The following is a 24,418-nucleotide window of genomic DNA, read 5'->3' as shown; positions in this document are numbered from 1 at the left end:
ACCTCACCGGTTCCCCAGCCGAACTGTCTCGGTGCCCGCACCAGGCAATGTGATGGTGATCTCGTGCCCCTCGACCACGAGTTCGATGCCTTCCGCGAAAGCGGCCGGCGGCAGGGCGTCGCGGGTCAGCAACACGGCGTACACGAGGACCACGGGTTCACCGTTGTGGGCTGCTGTCAGGTACGGCGTAGCCGAGTGCGCCCCGAACGGATTCGCCCCCAGATCACGGTGCACGCCCGCTTCGTCGTACCCGTGCAAGCTCACGACCGCCGACATCAGCCCGTCGGCATTCCGCGCGGACGCCCACCCCCCGCCAGCCGTTGCCGAAGGCAAGGAGTCGCCGGCCACCGCGAAGCCACCGCTGCGGACGAGCGCTCCGGCGGGTCCGTCGACGAGCGAGCAGCGGATCTCCCAGCCGCCGTGGACGACCGACGCGGTCTCGATCGGCCACGGACCGTCCTCGCCGAGCCACGCGTTGTGCCACGAAGAAGCCGACCGCGCCCCGATCGACAGCCGCCGGATCCGCCCACGCGAGGACGTCCGGCCCTGCCCGTCGACCAACGCGATCAGGTTGTCGATCCGCGGCGACGAGTCGGTCAGATCAGGCCCGGCATGATTGGCGAACGCCAGCCGGTCGTAGTGCGGATCACCCGCCGGCTCGGCTCCTTCAGGCGCAGCCAGGGGAGCGTGGTCGGCGCCGTGATTGACCAGCCGCACCAGCTGATCGTGCCGGCTGGCGTGCACGATCCACCCCGGTGCCGCCATCGAGCGAACCTGGTCGGCCTCGTCGAGCGGCACGGTCTCCTCGGGATCGCTCCACACCGGGTGCTCCGGCGGCAGCAGCAACCCGATGAACCCCTTGCTCGCCCAATACGGCGAGCCTGGCCCGGAGTACGGCTGTGTCGTCGGCAGGAACGTGTCGTACCACCCGAGCGTCAGCAGTCCGCGCTCATCAGGCACGCCGTGCTGCACGAAATGCCGCGCGATCCCGGAGCAAAGGCGCCGCGTCTGTCCCGGGCTCAGCGGTGACGCGTCGAGGATCTGGCCCATCCAGTACGGCGCGGCGGCGGCCATCCGGTACGTCAGCGAGCGCCCCTGGTAGATCGGTGCGCCGTCGTTGCCGACCAGATGCACCGCGTCCTCGAGGAACAACGAGAGCCGCTCGCGGTAGACCTTCAGGCGGTCCTCGTACTCCGTACCAGGGCTCGCCGCCGCCATCCGGGCCCAGAGACCCGGGTAGAGGTGCATCGCCCAGCCGATGTAGTTGTCGAAGTTCTGGCCGTCGCCATCGGAGTACCAGCCGTCGCCGACGTACCAGTCCTCGATCCGGTCCAGCCCGCCCTCGATGTCCTCCTTCGAGTACGGCGCTCCCACGCTCGCCAGGAACTGCTCGCTGACGACCTGGAAGAGGCGCCAGTTGTTGTCGTGGGTGGCGGACCCGATGAACCCGCCGAGCCAGTCGGCCACGTGGCCCTGCGCGCGGGTGTCCAGGCGATCCCAGATCCACTCGCGGGACTCGTGCAGCGCGACCGCGATCGCCGCCGCCTCGACCATCTGCTGCGAACGGGGTGTCAGCCGCAGCCACGCCTCGGGGTGATCGGGGTTCGCGCCGTTCGCGACACCTCGCGCGTACCGCTCGATCAGCTTCTCGCAGCCCTTGCCGCGGACGCCGGCGATCCGGAACGCCGCGAGCATGAACGAGCGCGCGAAGCCCTCGAGCTCATCGGAGTCGGTACCGGACCGGCTGGGCCGCCCAGGAATGACGAGGCGGGCCGCGCCGGGGGAGGTGTAGGGGATCAGGGAGTCGAGCAAGTGATCCGCGAGTGCCTCCCAGTGCGCCCGGACCCAGCCTGTCTGGCGGGACAGCACCCGGTCGGTGGCAGGAAGTACTAGGCGCGTCATGCGATCCTCCGGTAATCGGCGGCGGTGATCGAATGTTGCAGGGGAGTGCCGGCGGCGAAGCGTTCCACCTCGCCGACCGCCAGTTCGCCCAGCCGGGCGACCTCGTTGCCGACGGCACCGGCCAGGTGCGGCGTGAGGAACACGTTCGGCAGGTCGAGCAGCGGCGAGTCCGGCGGCAATGGCTCGGGGTCCGTGACGTCCAGGACCGCGTCGATCCGGCCCGAGCGGCACTCCTTCTCGAGCGCCGCGGCGTCGATGATCCGGCCGCGCGACGTGTTGATCAGCACCGAGCCGTCCTGCAGCAGCCCGAGCAGCCGCGCGTCGACCATCCCAACCGTCTCGGGCAGCAGCGGCGCGTGCACGCTCAGGATGTCGCTTCGGGTGAACAGCGTGTCCAGGTCGACCAGCTCGGTGCCCATCTCAGCAGCCTCAGCCGCGGTCAGGTACGGATCACTGATCAGTACCTCGAGGTCGAAGGCGCGCAGCCGCTCGGCGACCATCCGGCCGATCCGCGAGGCGCCGAGCAACCCGACCGTGCTGCCATAGCTGCCCGGGATGAAGCTCGGGTCCGGCTTGCGCCGGGACAGCTTGTACTCCGCGCTGAGCCGGAACGCCCGCTTGCCGCTCAGCACGATGGTCGCGACCGTGAACTCCGCGACCGGCAGCGCGTTCGCCACCACCGCGGACGAGACCTGGATCCCACGATCGAACACGGCCGGATCCACGAACCCCTTCACCGACCCGGCCGCATGAATGATCGCCCGCAACTTCGGCGCCGCCGCCAGTACGTCGGGAGTGATCGCCGGGCATCCCCACCCCGTCAACAACACCTCGACCTCCCCGAGCTTGTCGCGGATCGCGGCATCCCCGAGGAACGTGTTGCTCTCGGGCGCCGCTCCCGGGCCGACGGGGAGGATCTCGGCGACGCGGTCGAGCCGGGCGCGGACCTGGGGGACCAGGACGCGGACCCGGCTGGACTCGTTCATCGCCAGCATCACCTTCGGCCGGGCGGCCGGCGGCTCGGCGGACGGGACGGTGAGGGCGGAATCTGGTTCGGTGCGCACAGGAGTACGCTAGCAAGCGCTTTCCGAAGCCGCTCGCCCTGTCCGCGTCCCGCCCGCGCCGGGTCCGCCGCGGACGGCGTACGGAAACTTTCCCGGAGCCGGAATGACGGCCCGCCCCCGAGACGTTGAACCCCGAGAAGGCAGGATAGACAGAGCCGACCCGCCTGAAGGCCACTGAGAAGGAGACGACGATGCTGCGACCGGACGACCTCTACGAGATCGTCGACGAGTCGGTGGCGACCGGCCCGGCGGCTGCGCCGAAGGTGCTGGTGCACTCCATGGACGGGTTCATGGACGCCGGGCAGGCGGGGCGGGTCACCGCCGACCACCTGCTCGAAGTACTGGAGAACCGTCTGCTGGCGCGATTCGACGTCGACCTGCTGCACGACTACCGGGCCCGCCGCCCCGAGGTGACGTTCGCCGAGGACCGGTTCATCGACTACAGCCCGCCGCAGTTGTCCTTGCACCTGATGAAGGACGACGCCGGGGTGGAGTTCCTGCTGCTGGAGGGCGTCGAGCCCGACAACCACTGGAACCGCTTCGCCGGCGCGGTGCGGCAGCTGATCGAGCGCTACAACGTGACGCTGACCATCGGCGTACACGGCATCCCGATGGGCGTCCCGCACACCCGCCCGCTCGGCATGACCTCGCATGCGACCCGCCCCGAGCTGATCACCCGCTCGAACATCTGGGACGGCGAGATGCGCCTCCCGGCGAGCGCGGCGACGATGCTGCAGGTCCGCCTCGGCGAGGCCGGCAAGGACGCGATGGGCTTCGCTGTCCACGTCCCGCACTACCTGGCCGAGAACCGCTTCCCCGGCGCGGCCTTGGCTCTCGTCCACGCCATCTCCGCCGCGACCGGCCTGCTGCTCCCTAGCAAGGCGCTCCTCGACGAGGCAGCGATCACCGGCCGCATGGTCGACGAACAGGTCGAGGCCTCCGACGAGGCAGCCGCAGTCGTCAACGCCCTCGAAACCCAGTACGACGCCGCCGAAGGCTCCGTAACCCGAGGCAGCCTCCTGGCCGGCGCCACCCCCTCCGCCGAAGAACTAGGCGCCGAGGTCGAGCAGTTCCTCGCAGAACTGAACCGCGAAGACGACAACTAACCCGTACGCCGTAACGCAGGCCGGCCGGACTCCCCAAGGAGCCCGGCCGACCTGCATGTCAGGATGAGGCATGCCTGAGTCGTTGGAGGATTTGGTCGAGTTGCTCGACCTGGACACGATCGACGCCGACCTCTACCGGGGCCGGCAGCCGCAGACGTCGGCGCAGCGGGTGTTCGGGGGACAGGTGCTCGGTCAGGCCCTGGTCGCGGCGAGCGACACGGTCGACCCCGAGCGCGTCGTGCACTCGTTGCACGGCTACTTCCTGCGGCCGGGCGACACCGGCGTACCGATCGAGTACCACGTCGAGCGGATCAAGGACGGCAAGGCGTTCAGCAGTCGCCGGGTGGTGGCGTCGCAGCACGAGAAGACGATCTTCTACATGTCGACGTCGTACCAGCAGCCCGAGCCGGGGCTGGATCACTCCGACCCGATGCCGACCGACCTGGTCGAGCCGGAGGATGCGCCGACGCTGGCCTCGGTGTTCGAGCAGGCATCGGGGCGGAAGGCCGAGGACTGGAACAAGGAGTGGGCCGCGCTCGACGTACGGCTGGCCGGTCTGAGTGGGCGGCAGTTCTGGATCCGTGCCGCAGGCAAGCTTCCCGACGAACCGGCCTTGCATGCTTGCGTTCTGGCGTATGCGAGTGATCTGACGTTGCTTGGGGCAAGCTTGTTACCGCATGGGATCATCATCGGCGACCGGCGGATCCAGCCCGCGTCGCTGGATCACGCTCTCTGGTTCCACCGGCCGTTCCGGGCCGACGAGTGGCTGCTCTACGACCAGGCTTCACCGTCGGCTTCGGGGGCGCGTGGTTTCGCGACCGGGAGACTCTTCAGGCAGGACGGCCGGCTGATCGCGTCGGTCGCGCAGGAGGGGCTGATCCGGCCCATTGGCCTCGACCTGGATTGATGGGTTCTGCTACGTTTGGCGACATGATCAAGCGCGCAGTGGTGACGACGACGCCGAGGAACGTCCCGGCGCGCTGACAGCTGACTGTCAAAACACTGACAGCTTTTACCAGGCCCGGGGCGAGTGCCCCGGGGCTTCGCCATGTGGACACTCGCCTCACTCATCTGAGGAGTTCACACCATGTACGACCACCGCAAACTAGGCCGCGAGCTGGGCATCTTCGACTCCGACCCGCTGATCGGCGCGGGTCTGCCGTACTGGCTGCCCGCCGGTGCCGCGATCCGCCAGGCACTCGAGCGCTACATCGCCGACGTGGAACGAAGAGCCGGCTACCAGCAGGTGTACTCGCCGGTGCTCGGGAAGCGCGAGCTTTATGAGATCTCGGGCCACTGGTCGAAGTACAGCGAAGACATGTACCCACCGATGGACATCGGCGAGGAACAGCTCGTACTCCGGCCGAGCCTGTGCCCGCACCACGCGCTGATGTACCGATCCCGCTCGCACAGCTACCGCGAACTCCCGCTCCGCATGTCGGAGATCGGCGGGATGTATCGCTCGGAACTGTCCGGCGTACTGGGTGGCCTGACCAGAGTCCGCGCGATCCAGCTCAACGACGGCCACATCTTCTGCAGCCTCGACCAGGTCGCGGGGGAGGCCCGTGCCGCACTCGACCTCATCAACCAGGCCCACCACGACATGGGCATCAGCGCCTCCCGCTACCTGCTGTCCCTCCCTGCCGAGGACGCCCGCTTCGGTTCGCCGGACAGCAAGTACGTCGGTGACGCAGACAGCTGGGCCCTCGCGGCCTCGCTGCTCCGGGACGTCCTGGACGGCGCAGGCATCGCGTACGACGAGGCGCCCGGCGAGGCAGCCTTCTACGGCCCCAAGATCGACATCCAGATCGAGGACCACGCCGGCCGCGAGTCCACCCTCTCCACCATCCAGATCGACTTCCACCAGCCGGAGCGCTTCGACCTCGAGTACATCGGTGCCGACGGCAACAAACACCGCCCGGTGATGATCCACCGTTCCATCATCGGCAGCATCGAACGCGCCGTAGCCCACCTCATCGAAGTCCACGGCGCCGCCTTCCCCGCCTGGCTCGCCCCGGTCCAACTCGTCGTACTGCCCATCTCCTCCGCCGAAGAGAAGGTGGCTTCCGACGTCCTCCGTCAAGCGGTTGCCCTGGGCATCCGAGCCGAGATCGCGTACGCCGACGAAGGCACCCTCAACGCCCGGATCCGCGAGAACCGCCACGCCCCGTACCAAGCCGTCATCGGCCCCCGCGAAGCCGCCGCCCACCAACTAGCCATCCGCGAACGCTCCGGCACCAAACACCCCGCGGCCCCCATCAAGGAGGTCCTCGACCGAATTGCTGCGGAGATCAGGTGAAACTGTCCTGCGCATAGGAGGCGAACGCGTCGCGATCATGCTGCCCCGTCTTGGTCAGCAGATTCGCGACGTGCTTCTCCACCGTCCGCGGCGAAATATGCAACCGCTTGGCAATCCCCTTGTTAGGAATCCGCTGCGCCAGCAACCGCCCCACCTCCAACTCCCGCACCGTAACCCCCAACTTCCGCAAATCCGAAGGCACCGCCTCATCCCCCGTACGCCGCTGCCGCACCGGCGCCCCCATACCCCGCAACAACCCCCGGCAAGCACTGGCCACCGCCGGAATATTGTTGGACTGGAAGTACTCCTCAGCCTCCCGAGCCCACATCACCGGCTCCCCCCACCCATCCTCGAACGCGGCTTGAATCACCAGCCGTAAAGCCAAATGCCGCCCAAGCGGATAAATCTCGGCAGCCTCCAACGCAACCTCAGCCGCCCGCGTAGCCCCCTCCACATCCCCATCACGACCGAGCAACACAGCATGCGCGAATTGCGCGAACTGCGCGTTCCACCGAGTCCTGCTCGCACTCCGCTCGGCGACGGCGCGGTAGTGCTGCCAGCCGTTGCGGTGCTCGAGTACGCCGATCAGCAGGATCAGCCCGTTCTTCCCGAAGTCGATCGCGGTCGGATTCTCGAGGTCGAGAGCAATGGCCTGGGCGAATTCCTGATCGGCACGATCCGAGTCCTCCTCCAGGAGCGAGCAGACCGCGCGGGCGAGACCGTAGGACGCCAACTGGTTTCCGGGCGCCGACCGATTCTCTCCGGTGAGGTCCTCGAGCGCCTTCTCCATCCCCGCGCGGTCGCCTTTGTGAGCTGCGTAGATGCTCTGGGCCAAATGGAGAGGGGGTAGCGCGCGGCCGAGCTTCAGCTTGATCGCAGTGGTCAGGCTCTCGTCGAGTTCGCGCCGGGCAGCATCGATTTCGCTTCGTTGAATCAGTTGGACAGCAAGCCTCGCAGATGCCTCATAAGCCATCGGCAGGGCGCCGATCCGCAGGGCGCTGTCGCGGGCTGCGCGCAGGGCTGCGGTCTCGCCCGTGCGCATACACAACGCAATAGCGAGGAACATCTCGGAGTAGATCCGGAAGTTGTGAAGGTGGTTGTCGTAGGCAACCCTGCGGGCTTCTTCGAAGTAGAGGTTGGCTTGCTCTTCGTCGCGATCCCGGACGAAGTAGCCGAGCAGCTGGAGAGCGTCGCACAGCACGATCGGCAGCCCGGCTTGCTGAGCTGCCGCGACGGCGCGCTCCGCCAGCGCAGTAGCGGCCTCCAGCCGATCCGGATTCGGCCTGCCTGCCTCGATATAGGCACCGATGACATCGACCTGTGCCGACTCCGCGGGGGCCGGCTGCGGCCCGAGCAGGCCGCGCGCGGTGGTGATCCGCTCGACTGCTCTGTCCTGATCGCCGGCCAGGTGAGCCGCATTGGCGAACTGAGCATGCAGAACGGCCTGCCGCCCGGCCGGCAAACCGGCGGCGGTCAATTCTTCCAGCATCTTCTCCAGCGCGGGGATCCGGGTGAAGTCTCCGGAGTCGGTCACGGCGGGAAGCAAGTCGCCGAGTAGGTCTGCTCGGTGGCCAGGATCGCTGCCAGGATCGAGGTCAGCGTGGACGAGCAGAGTGACCGCGGACCGAAGCGCGCCGGTCGCGAGAGCGCGGCGGCCTGCCTCGGCGTACAGCTGCGAAGCCTTGGTGAGTTCTCCTGCGTGTTCGCGGAGCTCTGCCGACCGCGCGCACCATTCGCCCGGCAGATCGGGGTAGTGCTCCGCAATCGCCGTCGCGACTGCGGAGGAGTAACTTGCTCGCTCGCTCGGGGTCAGCTCGGAGAGCAACGCCTCAGCCGTCAGCGGATGCCTGAAGGAGTACCAGCCGGGGCTGCCCGGCTGGATCATCCGGGAGGCGACGCCTGCGTTGACGATCGTCAGAATCTCCTGGGCGGTGGATCCGGCCGCCTGCTCCAGCAGGGTCAAGGGAAAGCGTTGACCTATCACTGCGGCGATACTCAGGATCGTCCGTCCGTTGGATCCGAGCCGCTCGGTCCGCCGACTGACACTGCGGGCGACGTTGAGCGGCACGGCCGAGCCGGACGAGTCGTCGAAGCCTTGCCGGCTGATGGAATGGACCAGTTCCTCGATGATGAAGGGATTCCCGGCGCTGTCCCTGGCAAGCCGGTCGAGGACGGTCGACTGGACTTCGGCAGGACGGATGTCGAGCCGGTTGGAGGCCAGTTGCCGGATCTGCTCGCGGTCCAACGGCGGGGGCTCAACTACCGTCGCCAGGCCCTGTCGTACGGCAGCCGCTGCAAGCTCGCTCGCGGTACAGGGTTCTGATCTGGTGGCGAGCAGAAGGGTGACCGGAGCGCCTTCGAGATTGTCGATCAAGTACTCGACGATGGCCAGGGTCTCCGCGTCGGCGTCGTGCAGGTCGTCCAGCACCAGCAGGCAGCCGCGCCGATCACCGACCATCGTGAGCAGACGCAAGAGGGCCTCAGCGACGATGACAGGAGAACTGACCGACGGGCCAATGGGATCGGACAGGCCGGGGATCAGTCCGCCGAGAACAGCTCCGTAGGTGCCGAGTGACTCCAACTCAGCGAGGATGCCGGTCCGCGACAAAGCCTGTAATGCCTCGATCAGTGGCCGATAGGGAACGATCGGTCCGACTGTGCTGACTCGGCCGCGAGCGGTGATGATGCCACGTTCGGCGGCGAGCCTGACGGCTTCAGTTGCGAGCCTGGTCTTGCCGATCCCAGGCTCGCCGATCAGGAAGATCGCACTGGCTGTGCCGCTCTGGGCAGCGGTCAGAGCGGCCCGGAGCTTCTCTATCTCACTTTCCCGCCCTACCAGCCCGTCATCGCCCATGACGCCGTACTGTAGTCGCCGCATCGGCAAGAAGTTAGGAGAGCGGATCTGTCAGACGCCCGCGGCCAGGGTGGTCCAGGTGGGACAGATGGTGCTGTCTGCGAGGGCGACGAATGTCCCGAGGGCGACGCCGGTCAAGGCGAGCGCCCGGGCCGTGTGCCGGGATGCCTTCGGTAAGACGGGCGGGCCGATCGGGTCGATCAGGTCGTCGTGGTCCGGGTCGCGGGCCTCGGGGCGATCAGGTGTTTCCATGGTGGTGCTCCACTTCTGGGATCGGGCGGATCGCGTGGAGGCGTGACCGGTTCGCAGTGGGGCCCCCAGCGGATGGGCTGTGCTCCGGTTGAGGACAGCTTGGCTACATCATGAGCCCTGAAGTGCTGCCAGACGAGCGAATCCAGCGTGCCGCTCTTCACGCCGGAAGCAAGCGTTTGAACCCTAAAGCGGTCTAGCGAGGAGCTAGTTGGCCGATCAGGTGGGTGGTGGAGTGGTCGTCGTTGTAGAGGGCGAAGTCTGTCGCGGTCCCGTTGGAGCGGTGGGCGAAGAGGACGCGGGACGGGAGCAGGAGGGGTTTGCGGAAATCTACGCGGACGGTGAAGGCGTCAGGGAGGCCGGAGGTGCGCTGGATGGAGGCGAGGGCGGCGGCTTTGGCCCACATGCCGTGGGCGATCTGGCGGGGGAATCCGAACGCCTGGGCGGAGAGCTTCCAGAGGTGGATGGGGTTGCGGTCGCCCGAGGCGGCGGCGTACCGGCGGCCCAGGTTCGCGCGGAGATCCCAGAGCGCGTTGGCTTCCAGGGAAGGGTCCGGCAGCAGGTCGGTGTGCGCGGTCGGCGTACCGGCTGATCGGCTCAGCAGCGAGGTCGAGTCCGTCCAGACCACCTCGTCGTCGACGCTGACCGCACTGAGGATGTCGAAGACGGTGCCCTTCGGGTGCGGGCGTTCCGGCGTGCTGTGCACCGAGATCGACAGCTCGGCGTGCATCGGGATCGGCTTCAGCTGGGTGATCGTGTTCGACAGATGCACGATCCCCATCGGCTTGTACGGGAACGACGGATCGGACATCAGATCCAGGTGCAACGGAAACGCGAGCACATGCGGGTAAGTGACCGGCAACGCAGGTCCAGCAGCAAAACCAGTCACCTCCCGGTACGCCGTGAGGTGGTCCTGATCGACAAGAGCACGCGGCAGCTCGAGCGTCAGCCCATCCAGATCCGGCTCGTACTCCGCTTTGCGCAGCGTCGCCTTCACCGTCCGGGCGTAGAGCGACCCGAGCCCGGGCGAATCGTCGTACCGGCGGGTCGGCATCTCAGGCTCCGAGGAGACTCTGGCCGCAGACGCGGACCACGTTGGCGGTGACGCCCGCGGAGGCCGGATCGGCGAACCAGGCGATCGTCTCGGCCACGTCGATCGGCAGACCGCCCTGCTGCAAGGAGTTCAGCCGACGCCCGACCTCGCGGATCATGAACGGCACCCGGGCGGTCATCTCGGTCTCGATGAACCCCGGCGCGACCGCGTTGATCCGGATCTGCCGTTCACCGAGCCGCGGCGCGAGCGCCTGGACCAGCCCGATCACGCCGGCCTTGGACGTGGCGTAGTTGGTCTGCCCGTTGTTCCCCGCGATCCCGGCGATCGACGAGACGCCGATGACGGACGCCCCGTCGGACAGCGCGCCCGACTCGAGCAGATGCGTCGTGATCCGCTCCGGAGCGCGCAGGTTCACATCCAGCACGGCGTCCCACACGTCGGTCCGCATGTTCGCGAGCCGCTTGTCCCGGGTGATTCCGGCGTTGTGGACAACGATGTCGAGGCCTTCCTCGGAGGCGGCCGCGATCCGTTGTGGTGCGTCGATCGCGGTCACGTCGAGGAGCAGCTCGCTGCCGCCGATCGAGGACATCACCTTGCGCAGGTAGTTCGCGTTCTGCGGTACGTCGACGCCGATCACCTTCGCGCCGTCGCGGGCCAGGGTCTCCGCGATCGAGGCGCCGATCCCACGGGCGGCCCCGGTCACCAGAGCGACCTTGCCGGCCAGGGGAGCGGTCGGGTCGTTGCTGACGAGCTGGCCGGTGCCGACCCGGACGACCTGTCCACTCACGAACGCCGACTTCGGCGACAGGAAGAAACGCAGCGTCGAATCGAGTTGGTCATGCGCGTCCGGTGCGACGTACACGAGGTTGACCGTGGCGCCCCGCTTGACCTCCTTGCCTAGCGACCGGGTGAATCCTTCGATCGCGCGCTGGGCGATCTGCTGCTCGGGGCTCGCCGCGAGCTCGGGAGTACGCCCGACGACGATCACGCGACCCGCAGTACCGAGCTGGCGGATGACGGGGGAGAAGAACCGCTGCAGACTCGTCAGCTCAGCTGTCGAGGAGATCCCGGTCGCGTCGAACACCAGCGCCTTGGGTCGCAACTCGCTCGAGGCGACGCCTTCGGCCGCAGTACTGAACGATGCGCCGATATCGCGCAGCAAGGCCTGGATCGCCTTGCCCGTATCGGTTTCCGCGCTGGCGCCGAAGACGACCGGCCCGTCGATCACGGCCGAACCGTCGGTCCAGCGCTGCAACGGGGCCGGGTCCGGCAGGCCGAGATTCTTCACCAGTGCCTTGCCGAGCGGCGTACGGGTGAAGGTCTGGTAGCGATCGGTCATCAGTTGCTTCCCTCCAGGATGGCGACCACGCCTTGGCCTCCGGCGGCGCAGATCGAGATCAGCCCGCGGCCACCACCGTTCTCGTGCAGCTGCTTGGCCAGCGCGGCGACGATCCGCCCGCCGGTGGCGGCGAACGGGTGTCCGGCGGCCAGCGAACTGCCGTTCACGTTCAGTTTGTCGCGATCGATCTCGCCCAGCGGCGCGTCCAGGCCGAGGCGTTCCTTGCAGAAGATCGGGTCCTCCCAGGCCTTCAGCGTCGCGAGCACCTGCGACGCGAACGCCTCGTGGATCTCGTAGTAGTCGAAGTCCTGCAGCGTCAGTCCGGCGCGGGCGAGCATCCGCGGTACGGCGTACGCGGGAGCCATCAGCAACCCCTCGGCACCCTTCACGTAGTCGACCGCGGCGGTCTGCGAATGCGTCAGGTAAGCCAGCGGCTTGAGTCCGTGCTCCTTCGCCCACTCGTCGGTCGACAGCAGCACTGCGGACGCGCCGTCGGTCAGCGGAGTCGAGTTGCCGGCGGTCATCGTCGCCGTTTCGCCCTTGCCGTAAACGGTTTTGAGCTTCGCCAGCTTCTCCAGCGTCGTGTCCGGGCGGAGGTTCTGATCCTTCTCGAGACCGAGGTACGGCGTGATGAGGTCCTGCTGGAAACCGCGATCGTACGCCGCCGCGAGGTTGACGTGGGACTTGTAGGCAAGCTCATCCTGCGCCTCCCGAGTGATACCCCACTCGAGCGCGGTCAAGGCCGCATGATCGCCCATCGACTTGCCCGTGCGCGGCTCGGCGTTGCGCGGAATCTCCGGTACTACGTCCTTCGGCCTCAGGTGCGAGAGCACTTTGAGGCGATCCTGGAAGGACTTGGCCCGGTTGAGATCGAGCAGGACGTTGCGCAGCTGGTCGTTGACCGCAATCGGCGCGTCGCTCGCGGTGTCGACGCCACCGGCGATGCCCGCGTCGATCTGGCCGAGCGCGATCTTGTTGCCCACCAGGATCGCGGCCTCGAGGCCGGTGCCGCAGGCCTGCTGAAGATCGTACGCCGGGGTGGTGGGCGCGAGCTTCGAGCCGAGCACCACCTCACGGACCAGGTTCCAGTCGCGGGCGTGTTTGAGCACCGCGCCGGCGACCACCTCGCCGAGCTCCTGGCCGCCGAGTCCGGTGCGGTCGACCAGGCCGTTCAGCGCGGCGGTGAGCATGTCGGAGTTCGAGGAGTGCCGGTAGGTCTTGTCCTGCCGGGCGAACGGGATTCGGTTGCCGGCGACAACGGCCACCTTGCGGGTCTCGGTCACGGGTTCTCTCCTGCTGTGCGTGAAGTGGAGCGCCGGGTGCTTGCCGTACGGGCGGAAGTCTTTTTGGCTGTCAGCGCGTCGAGGCCGACCGCGGTCGCGAGGGTCGCGGTGATTGCCGTCGTACGGACTGTTTCGATGTTTGCCTGGTGTACGACGGGGTGCCCCAAGCCTGGTGTTTCCTGGGACACGATGAGACCCATGCGCGCCATGTGCATCGCGCCGAGGGTCTGTGTGTACAGGTGATTCGCCAGGTAATCGGTGTCGGCTTCGGCGAAAACGCCGGCTTTCTGGCCTGCCTTGAGAATGGCTGAAATACGCTCGAGGGCACTTGCCATCGCCGTACCGAGTTTTGTCATCACCGGCTCGGTGATCTCGCCGAACAGTTCTTCGCCGGTACGCCGGAGCAGGCTCATCGCGCAGTCGGCGAAGGCCGGATATTCCAGGCAGAAGTCGACGAAGACCTCGCTGAGCGCGCGCAGCCGATTGAGCGGGGCGCGTCGGGGCCCGTCGACTTCTTCGAGCTTTTGGTCGAGTTCGCCGAGGTAGTCGACGAGGGTGAGCGCGAACAGCTCTTCCTTGCCGGCGAAATGCCGGTAGATCAGTGCCTTGTTGATGCCGACCCGCTTGGCGATGTCGTCGATCTGGGCGTCGATGGTGCCGCGCTCGTCGAACAGTTCACGGGTGGCGTGGATGATCTCGCGCTCCCGGTCGCGACGGCGCTCCGCCGTGGTCCGGCGGCGCCCGATCGCCAGCAGCGCGGAGCTCATGCACCGATCTTAGTCACAGCGGTACCCCTCGGTGCAAACGATAGTTACACTCGTGGGTAACATCACTCTTCGTACGACCACCCTGCAGCTCGCTCCGGAGGAATCGATGACCATGACCGAGTCCACCCCGCCCCCCGTGTCAGCCGACGTGATGACACTGGCCGGCGAGCTCGCGGCCGAGCGGTCGAAGCCGGACTGGCAGACGTTCAACCTCAACCTGAACGACGAGCAGATCGAGATCCGGGACTGGGCACATGAGTTTGCCGCCACCGTGATCCGGCCGGCCGCGTCCGAGTGGGACGAGCGCGAGGCGACGCCGTGGCCGGTGATCCAGGAGGCGGCCAAGATCGGGCTGTACTCGATGGACGGCAGCATCAACCTGTTCATCGACCCGTCCGGGCTGCTGATGCCGCTGGTGCAGGAAGAACTGTTCTGGGGCGACGCGGGGATCGGGATGTCGCTGGTCGGCACCGGTCTGGCCTCGTCGGCGGTGTTCTCGAACGGGACGCCGGACCAGTGGAGTCAGTGGCTGCCCCGGTGCTACGGGACGCCTGACGACGTACAGGTTGCTGCTTTCTGCTCTTCGGAGCCGGGTGCAGGGTCTGACGTGTCGGCGATTCGGACGAAGGCGACGTACGACGAGAAGACCGACGAATGGGTCATCAACGGGCAGAAGGCCTGGGCGACCAATGGCGGGATCGCTGATATCCACGTCGTCGTGGCGACTGTGGACCCGTCGCTCGGGAGTCGTGGGCAGGCGGCGTTCGTCGTACCGAAGTCTGAGGTGAAGGGGCTGGAGCAGGGCACCAAGCTGAAGAAGCACGGTCTGCGTGCGTCGCACACCGCGGACGTGTTCTTCGACAACGTGCGGATTCCGGCGGCGAATGTCCTTGGTGGCAAGGAGAAGCTCGACGCCCGGCTCGCGAAGTCCCGGGAGAACAACGGGGCTCGCGGGAACGCGTCGATGGCGACCTTCGAGATGACGCGGCACATCGTCGGTTCGCAGGCGATCGGGATCGCGCGGGCGGCGTACGAGTTCGCGCTGGAGTACGCGAAGGGTCGCGAGCAGTTCGGCCGGCCGATCATCGACAACCAGGGCATCGCCTTCAAACTCGCCGACATGGCGATGGAGATCGACGCCGCCCGCCTGCTCGTCTGGCGGGCCGCCTTCATGTCCGCGGCGCTCATGCGCGGCCAAACCCCCGACTACCGCCACGGCGAAGGCTCGATGGCCAAACTCAAGGCCAGCGAGGTCGCAGTCAAGGCCACCGAAGACGCCATCCAGATCCTCGGCGGCAACGGCTACACCCGCGAATACCCGGTAGAGCGCATGCACCGAGACAGCAAGATCTACACCATCTTCGAGGGAACGTCGGAGATCCAGCGGTTGGTCATCTCCCGAGCAATCTCCGGCATGCGCATCCGCTGACCTTCCCGCAGGTCAGAGGCTCATCTGAGGGCCTTCTAGGTCCAGGCCGCCGTCCGCCTCCCACGAGTGAGTGGGGGAGCGTACGGCGGCCTGTTCCGTCCCTGCTCCGTAAGATTTCAACGCGAACAGCCGGGTAAGTCTGGAGTCCACAGCCTTCCGCGCCCGCTCATGCGACGACGGCAGCATGTGGGTGTACAGCCGGAGAGTGAAACCAGGATCTCCGTGCCCGAGGTACTCAGCCAACTCTTTGATGTTGACCCCATCGGTCAGAGTGATGCTTGCGTAGTAGTGCCGAAGGGCGTGCATTCCGTTCGCCCGGCTCGACACATAGTGCTTCCGACCCCGAGCATCCCTCAACGGCTCACGAATGACCCCTGCGTGGAACAGGGCCGGCTTCCAAACGAGCTGGTCGTACGTCCCAGCCCGGATGTGCTTGTCATCAGTCCAACGAAAGAGAATCTTGGCCATGTGCTCCGCGCCGTCGACTTTCTCCCACGGCAACGCGTACGCCCGCGGCTCGATGGCCTCCATATGTTCCTTCAGCACAAGGGCCGCCCCATCGGACATCGGCACGGTCCGCTCTGTGTCGTTCTTGGGCAGCGCGAACACAAACTCTCTACCGAGCCTCTTAACCTGCCGCCGCACATGGATGACCATCTCGTCAAAGTCGACATCCTCTTCGGCCAGTCCAAAGAGCTCACCCTGCCGTAGACCGCAGGCAGCCCCAACGGTCGCGATAGCCCTGTACTGCGGGGGATGTCCCTCAGCGATCCGCAGCACAACATCATCGCCCCCGGCAACGACCTTCCCACCTTTCGCGGATGGCACTTTGACCGCTCGGGCCTTGGCCGGATTCCGCCTGATCGTCTCGTCGTCAACCGCCAGATCGAGCGTTCCGTGCAAGACCAGGTACGCCGTACGCGCGGTCGACGACCCAAACCGCCCATCCAGTTCCGCGACCCACGCCGCAATCTCGGACGGCTTGATCGTTCGCAACTGCCTCCGCCCAAACACCGGAGCTACATGCAACCGCAGGGTCGACTCGTACTTGATCGCACTGGATGGATCGACGACCCGAGATGCCAACCACCGCCCGGCGACCTCCTCAAATCGAACCTTCCCAGCGTCCGGATCGATGTACTCGCCACGCTCCCGATCCGTCTCCATAGCGTTGGCATGCCGCTCGGCCGGTGCCTTCGTGGTGAAGGCCTTCGTCCGCTCGCGCCCTTCCGGATCCATCCACCCCGCCAACCATCGCTTCCCCTTCCCCCACCGCTCATTCCGGACTCGCGCCGTACTCCCGTCAGCCTGCTTCACCGGCCGAGTCCACAGATCCTTCACATAAGCCACCGCACCGCACCTCCGTCGTAGTCGATGTGCGGCAGCTCAACGTGTGAGGTCGGACGACTTCGCTGGATCGGTGGCACAGCGGACCGTCGATGCAGTCGATGACCTGCTGACTTCCTCAGCGCCTGGCGACCAACTGTGTTGGCAGCTGACGTTGAGGTGCCCGTCGGGACGTATGGCTGTAGCAGTGCGCATCGGAGACTGGCGCGGCACGGTGGATGTCCTACGGCTGTGGGGCCGCGTCCACTGCCCGCCGGCCATCCGCTCGCCCCGGACTCGTGGGGATGAGCTCCTTCCGCAGAGGGAGTCGCGCGTTTTAGACCACGGGCTATCTGGGATTAGGTCGGGGCGTCGTGTCTGCTTCGACGATGAACCGGTTGTCGCTGATGTGGATCAGGCGAATCGTTGGTGGCGCACCTTGCGGCCACGGGGCTTGGCCGGACCGGAGAAGCCAGCGTCCGAGCGCGGCGCTCCGGAGTTCACTGCATGTCCGCCAGAACGAGGCAGACAGAGAGACTGTGACCTCGCCTTCGCCTGGAATCGCCAACTGAATGTGGGTCCATTCCGGATCGAAGAGGCAGTCACGGTCCGCGATGCGAATCTTGAGCCCGTATCCGGCGCCGGACCGATGGTGTGCGCCGTTGTTCCATGCTCGAACTTGCATCCCTGTCACCCCCGGAGATCGACCTGTCATTGGACTGGCGATAGTTTCCGTCAGGCTGGATGGCCATCGTGGAGGTAGGCCACCGTCCGCGATTTGGTGGCCCCAAGCGCGGCTTCCAGGCGTAGCCAGACGTACGGCTTGAGCAGGTGTTGTGCTTTGCCGAGGTCGACGAAGCCGAACCGCCTCAGCTCAGTCTGATCAGGCTGAAGGGACGACATCTGGTCCGAGTCGAGTTGTCCGCCGTCGAAGATGAACATTAACGAGTCGTCCCAAGGCCCGTGAGGTGCGACCCAGTCGACGCAGGCGAGCGCCAGTTGGCTCGGCGGCAGTTGAAGGGCGAGTTCTTCCTTCAATTCACGGATGAGTCCATCGACCGGTGGTTCGTTTGCCTCGATCATGCCGCCGGGCAGATCCCAGTCCGGCTTGTAGTCGGGATCGACGAGCAGTATTCGCCCCTGGTCATCGCGCAGGATCGCGTCGGCGCCCACTCGCTTGCGGGCTTGCTTTGCGTTTCCTTCGGCCAGGTGTTCTTGCCATGCGTCGGGGTCTCGACGATAGAGCGGTTCGTCGGCGGTCATCCGCGCGTCACCTGTGGGCTGGAGGCGTCGGAGGTGATCCATTGCTGCAGCCAGACACGTTGGCGGATCGTCTCCGCGAGGCTCTGCCGAGTTTCTCGTACGGCGGGGGAGTCGGCGTATTGCGTGAGCTGTTCGCGGATGTCACGAAACTGCTGAACGATCAAGTGCGATCCTACTGACTGAGTCGCGTCGACGACCTCCCGGACGAGGCGACAGGCCTCGGCCGGTTCGCCCTGATCGATCAGAGTTGCTATGAGGAACAGCTGCCCGAATGCGTGGCTCCTCGTCCGGCTCGATGTCCGAAGAGCGATGATCCGCTCGGCATGTCCGGCCGCTTCGTTGTGTTTGCCCAACTGCCGCGTGCATCGTGCGGCCTCACTGGACAGGCTGCCCAGATCGAATCGGCTCACCCATGGGGACGGAGTCTCTTGGTGGGTTCCATCGAGTGCGTTCTCGGCCTTCGCCAGGAGGTTGTGCGTCTCTCCAGCGTTGCCTTCGGCGGCGTGGCCTCGTGCCTGCATGGCCAGAAGCCGCGCACTGAGTTCCGGGTTTGCCGGGCCTTGGGCGAGTGCACGCTGCCCGGCCTGAGCGAAGCGGACAGCTCCATTCGAGTCGGCGCGGTGGTGGGCAAGATGGCTGAGACTGGCGAGTATGTGTACGCCGAGTTGGCGATCCTTGCCGGCCTTGGACAGATGAAAAGCACGGAGGAAGTGGCTGTAGGCGCGGTCGTCTCGACCGGCATCGTGCGCCATCCAGCCTGCCATCTCAGTCAGTCCGGCGGCAGCGGTGAAGACGGCAGGGTCTTCGATGATGAGGTCCCCGCCGAACAGGCGAGGCCCAACCTGGACATGCAGATACTTGACCACGGAGGAGTACAGATGGCCGCCGCCGACCTGCCGGTCGGCGGTCCGGAACGACTGCATCGCGAACACATCTGAACTCTGGTCGTGCCCAGAGTCCATCAAGATTGCTGCTCGCGACCGGGATCCTGAGTGGTCGAAGCGCGATGGGGGAGTCGCGGCCCGAACCGGTTCGGACGGCGGCGCTGAAGGTGCTTCCGGGCCCTTCAGCCGCGCGGCGAACCGTGACCTTTCAGCATCGCTCGCCGCCGCCAGAAGCGAATCCAGCCCGGCTTGATTGATCGGCCGCGGCCGAATCTGCTCTCCGCCGGCCTCCCATCGCGACACCATCCGCTCGCTCACACCGATGCGCAGGGCGAACTCCCGGATGCTCAATCGCTGACATTCCCGCAGCGCCCGCACCTCGCGACCCGACCACACCTGCACCATCACGAGCCCAAGTCTCCCACCGCGAAGCTCGCCCCTCTACCTGACCGGCCCACGGCCGGTTCAGTGGAAGTTCAGTACTGCGTCAGCAGCAAACCATGGTGGCAACCCATTCGCCTGCCCGAGGCTATTTGCACCACAACAACTGCAGATTTCGCACAAACCAACGGGGCCTGAGACATCATGCGTATCGCCTTCGGCTACTTCAACAAGCACTTCCTCATGACCGACAGCGAGATCGCCACCCGCCGCCAAGCAATCGTTAACTGCGCAGCAGCACACGATCACGAGTTGACGGCCCTGTTCATCGACGAGATCAAGACCGCACCGACCGAACTCCACCGCGCACTCGCCGCACTCATGGCCGTCGACGACCGCGTCCTCATCGTCCCAAACCTCCTGCACTTCGCTGCCAGCGGCAACCCGCTAGAGATCCGCGAAAGCATGCAGTGCAACCACATCAAGATCCTCCTATCCCAGCCCCCAATCAGGCGGGGCGGGTGTGCTGAGGGGTACCCCTCTCCTCAGTGACCCCTGCGTTCCGCACCCGTCCCGCCCCTCCACCGGACCTGCGAGCCGGTCACCTCACGGACCAATCCCGCAGGTTCCAGCCCGGTCCGGTTGGTGCTGACACCTCTCATCACCAACCGGACCGGCGCGCTCCGACCCACGCATGGAGCCCCAACCCGGTCGATCTAATGAATCCCGGATACCGCCCTGCCTAGTCCTCATCTGCAGTGTCGTCTTCCCATCTCCGCCGACGGTTCCTCAAATCCCATCTGCCGTGAGGTCGACGAGACAAGATCAGGCGCATCTCCGCAGCGGAGAGACATCGGCGCAGGAAGCCATTGAACTCCCGAAGTTGCGCCACTTCGCGCAGCAGACGATCAACCTCGGCGCGCAGGCCCCTCATCTCATCAGTGTCGATCCGCGACTCCAGCCGGAGCGCTTGACGGCTCCGCCAGTGCCGGCCGCGGCACAGATCCGAGCAGAAGCGTTGGTCCGATCTGCCCGCAATGAAAGTGGAAGCGCAGTCCTGACACACGTGCGTTCGCGCCAGCGAACTCGGGCGATATGAGCTTGCGGGATCATCCATGATGGATCAACGAGCACGCAACGACTGCATTCAATAGCCGTAACAGCCTCCCGTAACTCCTTGAGTGCCAGAAGTGTGACGGTTCTGCTGGCCTCGTTTCGGCGGGGCAAAGTGCGTGCCGGTCGCATGGCAGCCCGAACGTCGTTGGGAATTCATAGACCGATGGGGCGCTGACGGCGAGCCGGGGTGCCGAAGCGTCGAACGGGCAGCGCACAGCGAGCAAATCAATCTGGACATTCGCACTGCCGCAACCACCGATAGCCTGCTGGACGGGATCGACAGGTTCCGCCCACACGTGGGTTCACTTCAGCGCTCTCACGGCGGAGTTTCGGCTTCGAAAGACATCGACGAGTACCGCTGCGGCGTTGTGGCCACCGTGGACGCCTCGCTTCGGCCAGTACTGAAACCCAACGCCTCACCCAATCTGGTTGTGCTGAACGCATGCGGTGCGAAACCACTCGGCAGCCGGAGGGATAGTCGAGGCCCTCGCTCCAACGGCAGTCGGAATGGACGGCGATACACGGACGCGATCCTCTACGCCCCCAGTCTGCGCACCTCGATCGCGGACGGCCATTCCGTCAACTCCGCCCAGATGGCGGGCAATCCGGCGGTCGCCCGTCGGCAAGGATACGAGCCGCCACGTCTCGTAGCAGCCGTCGATGTTAAGCCGGTGGTCGTGAAGGTGAAGTGGCCGGACGGAGACGAGGCCGCATAGCGCCTCTTGTACGCATCGAGCCTGCGGGGATGCCCTGCTCACCGATCGAGTGCCTCTTCTCTCGCAGGGCTTGCCTCCTCGTTCGCCTCGGGGGAACAGGCCGCGCGTCCAATGCCGCCAGTGGCCGAGATGAGCGGATACCCTCTCCATAAGATCCCTGCTCTCCCCGAGGTGATTTTGGTGAACAAGGTCGAGGCGCAGCAACGCATACTGCGTAATCTCGCAATCATCTGCCATCAGGTAGAAGCTCAGAACGCGCACGGGCAGAACATCTCAGCGTACTGCGAGACCGCCATCTGTGACGCCATGAACGCGGTCACGAGCATGGGGTGGTTGAATATCAATGCTTTTAGCAATAATTTTCCTGCGATCGATCTGATCACAAAGGACGGTACTCGGGGAATCCAAGCTACATTGAAGACTACTAAAGTGAAGTTCGACAAGACCGTGTGCGCCCTCGCCAAGCAACTCGTTCAAAAAGGGAATCGGCTAGACGGCATTCAGGAAGTGGAGGTGGTCGGCCTAACTTGCGTGCGAAACGAGGGTGTTACCTCTTGGCGAACCGTCACCGCAGGGAAGAGTTCAGTCAAAGTTCGCGGCATCAGCCTGATAAAGCTTCTCGACCTCCAAAATCAGGACAGTGTCAGGCTGTCTGATCTCGACGAAGCGCTACAGGGTCTGACAATGATTACACCATTCCACTTACGTTCGGATGAGGAGGAATTGATGACAATTGTTGCCTACTTGGACAGGCCAGCCATTCGAGACCATCGATCAGCCGAGATGAGCTGGCAGGAGATGAACGAGGCGATGCGCAGTATTCGGCGCCTACTCGGACAAGGCGCCGATGATCAGGGGCACCAAATCACCAGACCGTACCGCACGTTCCAGCCGCAGTTTGCCCGTCTGCTGAAGGGCATCTACACCGAGACAGAAGCGATCTCCACGCTTCTCAGAGACGAATTGCACTCAAGGGGGTCACTGAAGGGAAGTGACGGGATCTTGATCGACGGGCACCGGCTGCGCATTCAGGAGGACGTCACCGCACTGGCCATGGCGACCAACAGTCAGCCACCCATCTGGTAGCGCGGTCGCGCACGTGGGAGCCGGATAAGACGGGAGTCGGCGATGCTAAGAGCGACTGTGATGGCGGACCGGGGTGAGCCAGGCCATCTGACGCTGCGAACTACTCGGTCATACCGCTCGCCGGGGCTAAAGATTCGCTCCCGCGTGAGCCTTTAGCAGATTCGAAATGCTGCCTCGGATGACTGCTTGTTCCGTCACAGCTCCATGAGGCGATGACAAATGACGATCACAGCCAAACAAATTCCAAGAGGTGAGACCGAGGTCAGGCTCAGTTTCGACGCTTTTGGTGCGAACCTGTCAGGACGCTGGAAGGGATCTACACGATCCTTGAAGGCGCCTCAGAAGTCCAGCGCCTGGTAATCTTCCGAGTAATCTCCGGCTTGCGCATCCGCTGACGAACTTGCCGAACATCCAGCAGGCCTGCCAGCGCGGCGTCCCGCTGTTCGAGGTCGGTCAGGGTACTCAGGTTGCGAGCGCGGCGATCCGCTTCATCATCTCATCCAGGTACCCAAGGGTGTCATTAATTCCCGGCTCGTAGTCCTCGGGATGAGCGCACTCGTTGCGCTTGGCCAGCAGCCCCTGCAGCGCCTTCATCATGGCGTTTGTAATCAAGCTCTGCTTTTTCAGCACTTCGAACAGCGTGTAGTCCTTCTGCTCTCGCAAGTCCGCGGCCTGCTTGATATTCCACGTGGGGTAGTTCGTCTGGATGGCTTGGAGGCGCGTGGGTTCAGCCGCGATCCACTCGTGGACGAAATCCATGAGTGCAGCAAAGGATGTGACGTGCGCCGAACGATAGAGTCCATGCTCCGCGCACTGAAGCGCTTCGCGAAACAACTTGTCTTGCTTGATATTGAGCTTCGTCAATTTCTCGTAGGACTCGGTCACCGTCATCACGCGATGTGTTGACGTCTCGCGCTTTGCGAGGAGCCTGCTTAACTCGGCCTGCGCGTTGGTCGCCCAGTCGGCGACCTCACGCGGAGTCCTAGGCGCTGCCATCTATCAGGCCCTTGAGATGCTTCGCCATCGCGGCGAAGAAGGCGTCGTACACCGCTGGGTCGCTGGTGGCGTCGACGGATAAGGCGATGTTCACGTTGATGACGACCGCACCTCCAGAGTTGCCGCTGGTCCGCGGGCGACGTTGACTACCTCTGTCGCCTACGTCTTCGCCCTTGCTGCCGTCCTCATCAATGCTGTCGGCCGCCCCGGGATTCTGGAAGTCGCCAAACTTGCATAGCGCCTTGAACGTGCGAACGACCAACCCCGCCTTGTCGTCATCCAGGTTCGAGTTGCTCTTGACAAATGTCACGAGATCGGCTTCCGGATGGCTGTGAGCGTCGGGGTAGACGTCGAACAATGGCTTATATGCCTGCGCGATTGCCGTCCCGACCAAGGTCCGACCTGCAGACCCACCACGGAGGCCCTTCTTGTACGCCTCCGTTGGCTGACCGGAGGACTCGAGCAGCCCTGCGTACTTCAGTACGGCGGGGAAGCTACGCGCATGTGACGAGCCGAACCCGATCGACTTGGGGTAGTCAGTGGTGATCTTGTCGGGTGCGCCGACTGACTGGAGCTTCGTGATGAACTCTTCGAGCTTGCCCGGCGTGTAGTTAAAGACAAACTGGATCGATGCCATGAACGCATCGTACGAGTCGGTGCACACAATTCTCAGCAGGCAACGCGCAGCCCACAACGGAGGCATCGTGCTCGGCCGGCGCCTTCGACCTAATCTCCCAGCCGACGACTCTAGCTTTTGGGGCGCTGAGGCTCCCGTCTCGGATCGGGTTGGCCAGCACTTAGTGCTATTTGCTGTCGGTGCCGTCCGAGAGACGGGCGCCTCGGAGGTTCGCGTCACGTAGAACAGCACGGGTCAGGTTGACAGTGCGTAGGTCCAGCCCCCTGAGGTCGGCTCCAGTCAGGTCGGCTCCGGTCAGGTCGGCTCCGGTCAGGACAGCTTTTCCGTCACTGGCGTCGCTGGCGCAGCTGGCGTCTGTAGTTGCCTCACCGACGGTTGCGAGCGGCGGTGCTCCTTCTGTGGGGTTGGGCGGAGTCGAGGAGATCCCGGCGCCGAGGACCCATCCCAGCGCCAAGGTTGCGACGAGACCCAGCACAATTGATGCCGCGATCAGACCCCAAGTTTCGCTCACTACGGCAAGGATCAGTACGACGACTGCTGGCGCGGCCCACACAAACGGATAAAAGGCCTGAATGATGCGTAGCGATCGCATCGAGACTCCCTCGGTTAGCTAGACCCAAGCATGTCAGCGCATAACGGTCGCCGGATGCAGCCGCGCCGAGGGGTG

At 65.3% G+C, this 24,418-nt stretch carries 20 protein-coding genes; 6 read left to right on the top strand and 14 right to left on the bottom strand.

Annotation, left to right across the window (positions count from 1 at the left end):
• Positions 1 to 3 precede the first annotated feature (3 nt).
• Together ABZ004_RS05675 and ABZ004_RS05670 are read right to left on the bottom strand one after the other, a co-directional pair.
• Positions 4 to 1,902, bottom strand: a complete 1,899-nt coding sequence (locus ABZ004_RS05675; RefSeq protein ID WP_355678587.1) for a DUF2264 domain-containing protein — start codon at positions 1,900 to 1,902, stop codon at positions 4 to 6.
• The gene (locus tag ABZ004_RS05670; RefSeq protein WP_355678586.1) at positions 1,899 to 2,966 is read right to left on the bottom strand and encodes a hydroxyacid dehydrogenase; all 1,068 of its coding nucleotides are present in this window, start codon (positions 2,964 to 2,966) and stop codon (positions 1,899 to 1,901) included. The genes ABZ004_RS05675 and ABZ004_RS05670 overlap by 4 nt, the downstream gene beginning before the upstream one ends.
• Before the next feature lie 191 nt (positions 2,967 to 3,157).
• Between ABZ004_RS05670 and ABZ004_RS05665 the strand changes: the two genes are divergently transcribed.
• From ABZ004_RS05665 to thrS, 3 genes are all read left to right on the top strand, one after another.
• Positions 3,158 to 4,072, top strand: a complete 915-nt coding sequence (locus ABZ004_RS05665; protein ID WP_355678585.1) for a PAC2 family protein — start codon at positions 3,158 to 3,160, stop codon at positions 4,070 to 4,072.
• Between the two features lie 70 nt (positions 4,073 to 4,142).
• On the top strand, positions 4,143 to 4,979 hold the full coding sequence (locus ABZ004_RS05660; RefSeq protein ID WP_355678584.1) for an acyl-CoA thioesterase II: 837 nt from the start codon (positions 4,143 to 4,145) through the stop codon (positions 4,977 to 4,979).
• A 180-nt stretch (positions 4,980 to 5,159) separates the two neighbouring features.
• Entirely contained in the window at positions 5,160 to 6,371 is a 1,212-nt protein-coding gene (gene thrS / locus ABZ004_RS05655) for a threonine--tRNA ligase (protein ID WP_355678583.1), read from the top strand.
• Here the strand turns inward: thrS and ABZ004_RS05650 are convergent.
• The 6 genes from ABZ004_RS05650 to ABZ004_RS05625 form a co-directional block, all read right to left on the bottom strand.
• On the bottom strand, positions 6,364 to 9,249 hold the full coding sequence (locus ABZ004_RS05650) for a BREX system ATP-binding domain-containing protein (RefSeq protein WP_355678582.1): 2,886 nt from the start codon (positions 9,247 to 9,249) through the stop codon (positions 6,364 to 6,366). The two genes, thrS and ABZ004_RS05650, sit on opposite strands and share 8 nt — an antisense overlap.
• A gap of 27 nt (positions 9,250 to 9,276) precedes the next feature.
• Positions 9,277 to 9,477, bottom strand: a complete 201-nt coding sequence (locus tag ABZ004_RS05645; protein ID WP_355678581.1) for a hypothetical protein — start codon at positions 9,475 to 9,477, stop codon at positions 9,277 to 9,279.
• Positions 9,478 to 9,670: 193 nt separating this feature from the next.
• Positions 9,671 to 10,528 (bottom strand): MaoC/PaaZ C-terminal domain-containing protein, encoded by an 858-nt coding sequence (locus ABZ004_RS05640; protein ID WP_355678580.1) that lies wholly within the window; start codon positions 10,526 to 10,528, stop codon positions 9,671 to 9,673.
• Between the two features lies 1 nt (position 10,529).
• Entirely contained in the window at positions 10,530 to 11,867 is a 1,338-nt protein-coding gene (locus tag ABZ004_RS05635) for a 3-oxoacyl-ACP reductase (protein WP_355678579.1), read from the bottom strand.
• Positions 11,867 to 13,150 carry an acetyl-CoA C-acetyltransferase gene (locus ABZ004_RS05630; protein WP_355678578.1) on the bottom strand — a complete coding sequence of 428 codons (1,284 nt, stop codon included), beginning with the start codon at positions 13,148 to 13,150 and terminating at the stop codon, positions 11,867 to 11,869. The genes ABZ004_RS05635 and ABZ004_RS05630 overlap by 1 nt, the downstream gene beginning before the upstream one ends.
• Complete coding sequence (locus ABZ004_RS05625; RefSeq protein WP_355678577.1) at positions 13,147 to 13,917, bottom strand: TetR/AcrR family transcriptional regulator; 771 nt, start codon at positions 13,915 to 13,917, stop codon at positions 13,147 to 13,149. Before ABZ004_RS05625 ends, ABZ004_RS05630 begins: the two co-directional genes overlap by 4 nt.
• A 52-nt stretch (positions 13,918 to 13,969) precedes the next feature.
• Here ABZ004_RS05625 and ABZ004_RS05620 point away from each other — a divergent pair, with 52 nt between their 5' ends.
• A complete protein-coding gene (locus ABZ004_RS05620) occupies positions 13,970 to 15,346 on the top strand; it encodes an acyl-CoA dehydrogenase family protein (RefSeq protein ID WP_355678576.1) in 1,377 nt (458 codons plus the stop codon).
• Positions 15,347 to 15,358: 12 nt separating this feature from the next.
• On the opposite strand, the gene ABZ004_RS05615 is transcribed toward ABZ004_RS05620, so the two are convergent.
• The 3 genes from ABZ004_RS05615 to ABZ004_RS05605 all read right to left on the bottom strand — a co-directional run bounded on the left by ABZ004_RS05615 (position 15,359) and on the right by ABZ004_RS05605 (position 19,197).
• Positions 15,359 to 16,696, bottom strand: coding sequence for a site-specific integrase (locus ABZ004_RS05615; protein WP_355678575.1), 1,338 nt, complete (start codon positions 16,694 to 16,696; stop codon positions 15,359 to 15,361).
• Positions 16,697 to 17,407: 711 nt separating this feature from the next.
• Positions 17,408 to 17,935 carry an NUDIX hydrolase gene (locus tag ABZ004_RS05610; protein ID WP_355678574.1) on the bottom strand — a complete coding sequence of 176 codons (528 nt, stop codon included), beginning with the start codon at positions 17,933 to 17,935 and terminating at the stop codon, positions 17,408 to 17,410.
• Positions 17,932 to 19,197, bottom strand: a complete 1,266-nt coding sequence (locus ABZ004_RS05605; RefSeq protein WP_355678573.1) for a helix-turn-helix transcriptional regulator — start codon at positions 19,195 to 19,197, stop codon at positions 17,932 to 17,934. The genes ABZ004_RS05610 and ABZ004_RS05605 overlap by 4 nt, the downstream gene beginning before the upstream one ends.
• Before the next feature lie 207 nt (positions 19,198 to 19,404).
• On the opposite strand from ABZ004_RS05605, the gene ABZ004_RS05600 reads away from it, so the two are divergent.
• Together ABZ004_RS05600 and ABZ004_RS05595 are read left to right on the top strand one after the other, a co-directional pair.
• Entirely contained in the window at positions 19,405 to 19,752 is a 348-nt protein-coding gene (locus tag ABZ004_RS05600) for a hypothetical protein (RefSeq protein ID WP_355678572.1), read from the top strand.
• A gap of 1,460 nt (positions 19,753 to 21,212) precedes the next feature.
• Positions 21,213 to 22,118 (top strand): SMEK domain-containing protein, encoded by a 906-nt coding sequence (locus ABZ004_RS05595; protein ID WP_355678571.1) that lies wholly within the window; start codon positions 21,213 to 21,215, stop codon positions 22,116 to 22,118.
• Positions 22,119 to 22,580: 462 nt separating this feature from the next.
• Here ABZ004_RS05595 and ABZ004_RS05590 read toward each other — a convergent pair whose 3' ends face one another.
• The 3 genes from ABZ004_RS05590 to ABZ004_RS05580 all read right to left on the bottom strand — a co-directional run bounded on the left by ABZ004_RS05590 (position 22,581) and on the right by ABZ004_RS05580 (position 24,343).
• Positions 22,581 to 23,009 (bottom strand): hypothetical protein, encoded by a 429-nt coding sequence (locus tag ABZ004_RS05590; RefSeq protein ID WP_355678570.1) that lies wholly within the window; start codon positions 23,007 to 23,009, stop codon positions 22,581 to 22,583.
• 91 nt (positions 23,010 to 23,100) lie between these two features.
• A complete protein-coding gene (locus ABZ004_RS05585) occupies positions 23,101 to 23,751 on the bottom strand; it encodes a DUF5343 domain-containing protein (protein WP_355678569.1) in 651 nt (216 codons plus the stop codon).
• A gap of 166 nt (positions 23,752 to 23,917) precedes the next feature.
• The gene (locus ABZ004_RS05580) at positions 23,918 to 24,343 is read right to left on the bottom strand and encodes a pentapeptide repeat-containing protein (RefSeq protein WP_355678568.1); all 426 of its coding nucleotides are present in this window, start codon (positions 24,341 to 24,343) and stop codon (positions 23,918 to 23,920) included.
• Between the last annotated feature and the right edge of the window lie 75 nt (positions 24,344 to 24,418).

This window comes from Kribbella sp. NPDC006257, assembly GCF_040613535.1.
In the GTDB taxonomy this organism is placed as follows: Bacteria; Actinomycetota; Actinomycetes; order Propionibacteriales; family Kribbellaceae; genus Kribbella.
This window is presented reverse-complemented; position numbering and strand designations above follow the sequence as displayed.

Excerpts from the sequence above, each read along its gene's own strand:
- ABZ004_RS05675 (WP_355678587.1), bottom strand. The coding sequence starts at position 1,902 with ATGACGCGCCTAGTACTTCCTGCCACCGACCGGGTGCTGTCCCGCCAG.
- ABZ004_RS05665 (WP_355678585.1), top strand. The coding sequence starts at position 3,158 with ATGCTGCGACCGGACGACCTCTACGAGATCGTCGACGAGTCGGTGGCG.
- ABZ004_RS05660 (WP_355678584.1), top strand. The coding sequence starts at position 4,143 with ATGCCTGAGTCGTTGGAGGATTTGGTCGAGTTGCTCGACCTGGACACG.
- thrS (WP_355678583.1), top strand. The coding sequence starts at position 5,160 with ATGTACGACCACCGCAAACTAGGCCGCGAGCTGGGCATCTTCGACTCC.
- ABZ004_RS05650 (WP_355678582.1), bottom strand. The coding sequence starts at position 9,249 with ATGCGGCGACTACAGTACGGCGTCATGGGCGATGACGGGCTGGTAGGG.
- ABZ004_RS05645 (WP_355678581.1), bottom strand. The coding sequence starts at position 9,477 with ATGGAAACACCTGATCGCCCCGAGGCCCGCGACCCGGACCACGACGAC.
- ABZ004_RS05640 (WP_355678580.1), bottom strand. The coding sequence starts at position 10,528 with ATGCCGACCCGCCGGTACGACGATTCGCCCGGGCTCGGGTCGCTCTAC.
- ABZ004_RS05635 (WP_355678579.1), bottom strand. The coding sequence starts at position 11,867 with ATGACCGATCGCTACCAGACCTTCACCCGTACGCCGCTCGGCAAGGCA.
- ABZ004_RS05625 (WP_355678577.1), bottom strand. The coding sequence starts at position 13,917 with ATGAGCTCCGCGCTGCTGGCGATCGGGCGCCGCCGGACCACGGCGGAG.
- ABZ004_RS05610 (WP_355678574.1), bottom strand. The coding sequence starts at position 17,935 with ATGACCGCCGACGAACCGCTCTATCGTCGAGACCCCGACGCATGGCAA.
- ABZ004_RS05600 (WP_355678572.1), top strand. The coding sequence starts at position 19,405 with ATGCGTATCGCCTTCGGCTACTTCAACAAGCACTTCCTCATGACCGAC.
- ABZ004_RS05590 (WP_355678570.1), bottom strand. The coding sequence starts at position 23,009 with ATGACGGTGACCGAGTCCTACGAGAAATTGACGAAGCTCAATATCAAG.
- ABZ004_RS05585 (WP_355678569.1), bottom strand. The coding sequence starts at position 23,751 with ATGGCATCGATCCAGTTTGTCTTTAACTACACGCCGGGCAAGCTCGAA.
- ABZ004_RS05580 (WP_355678568.1), bottom strand. The coding sequence starts at position 24,343 with ATGCGATCGCTACGCATCATTCAGGCCTTTTATCCGTTTGTGTGGGCC.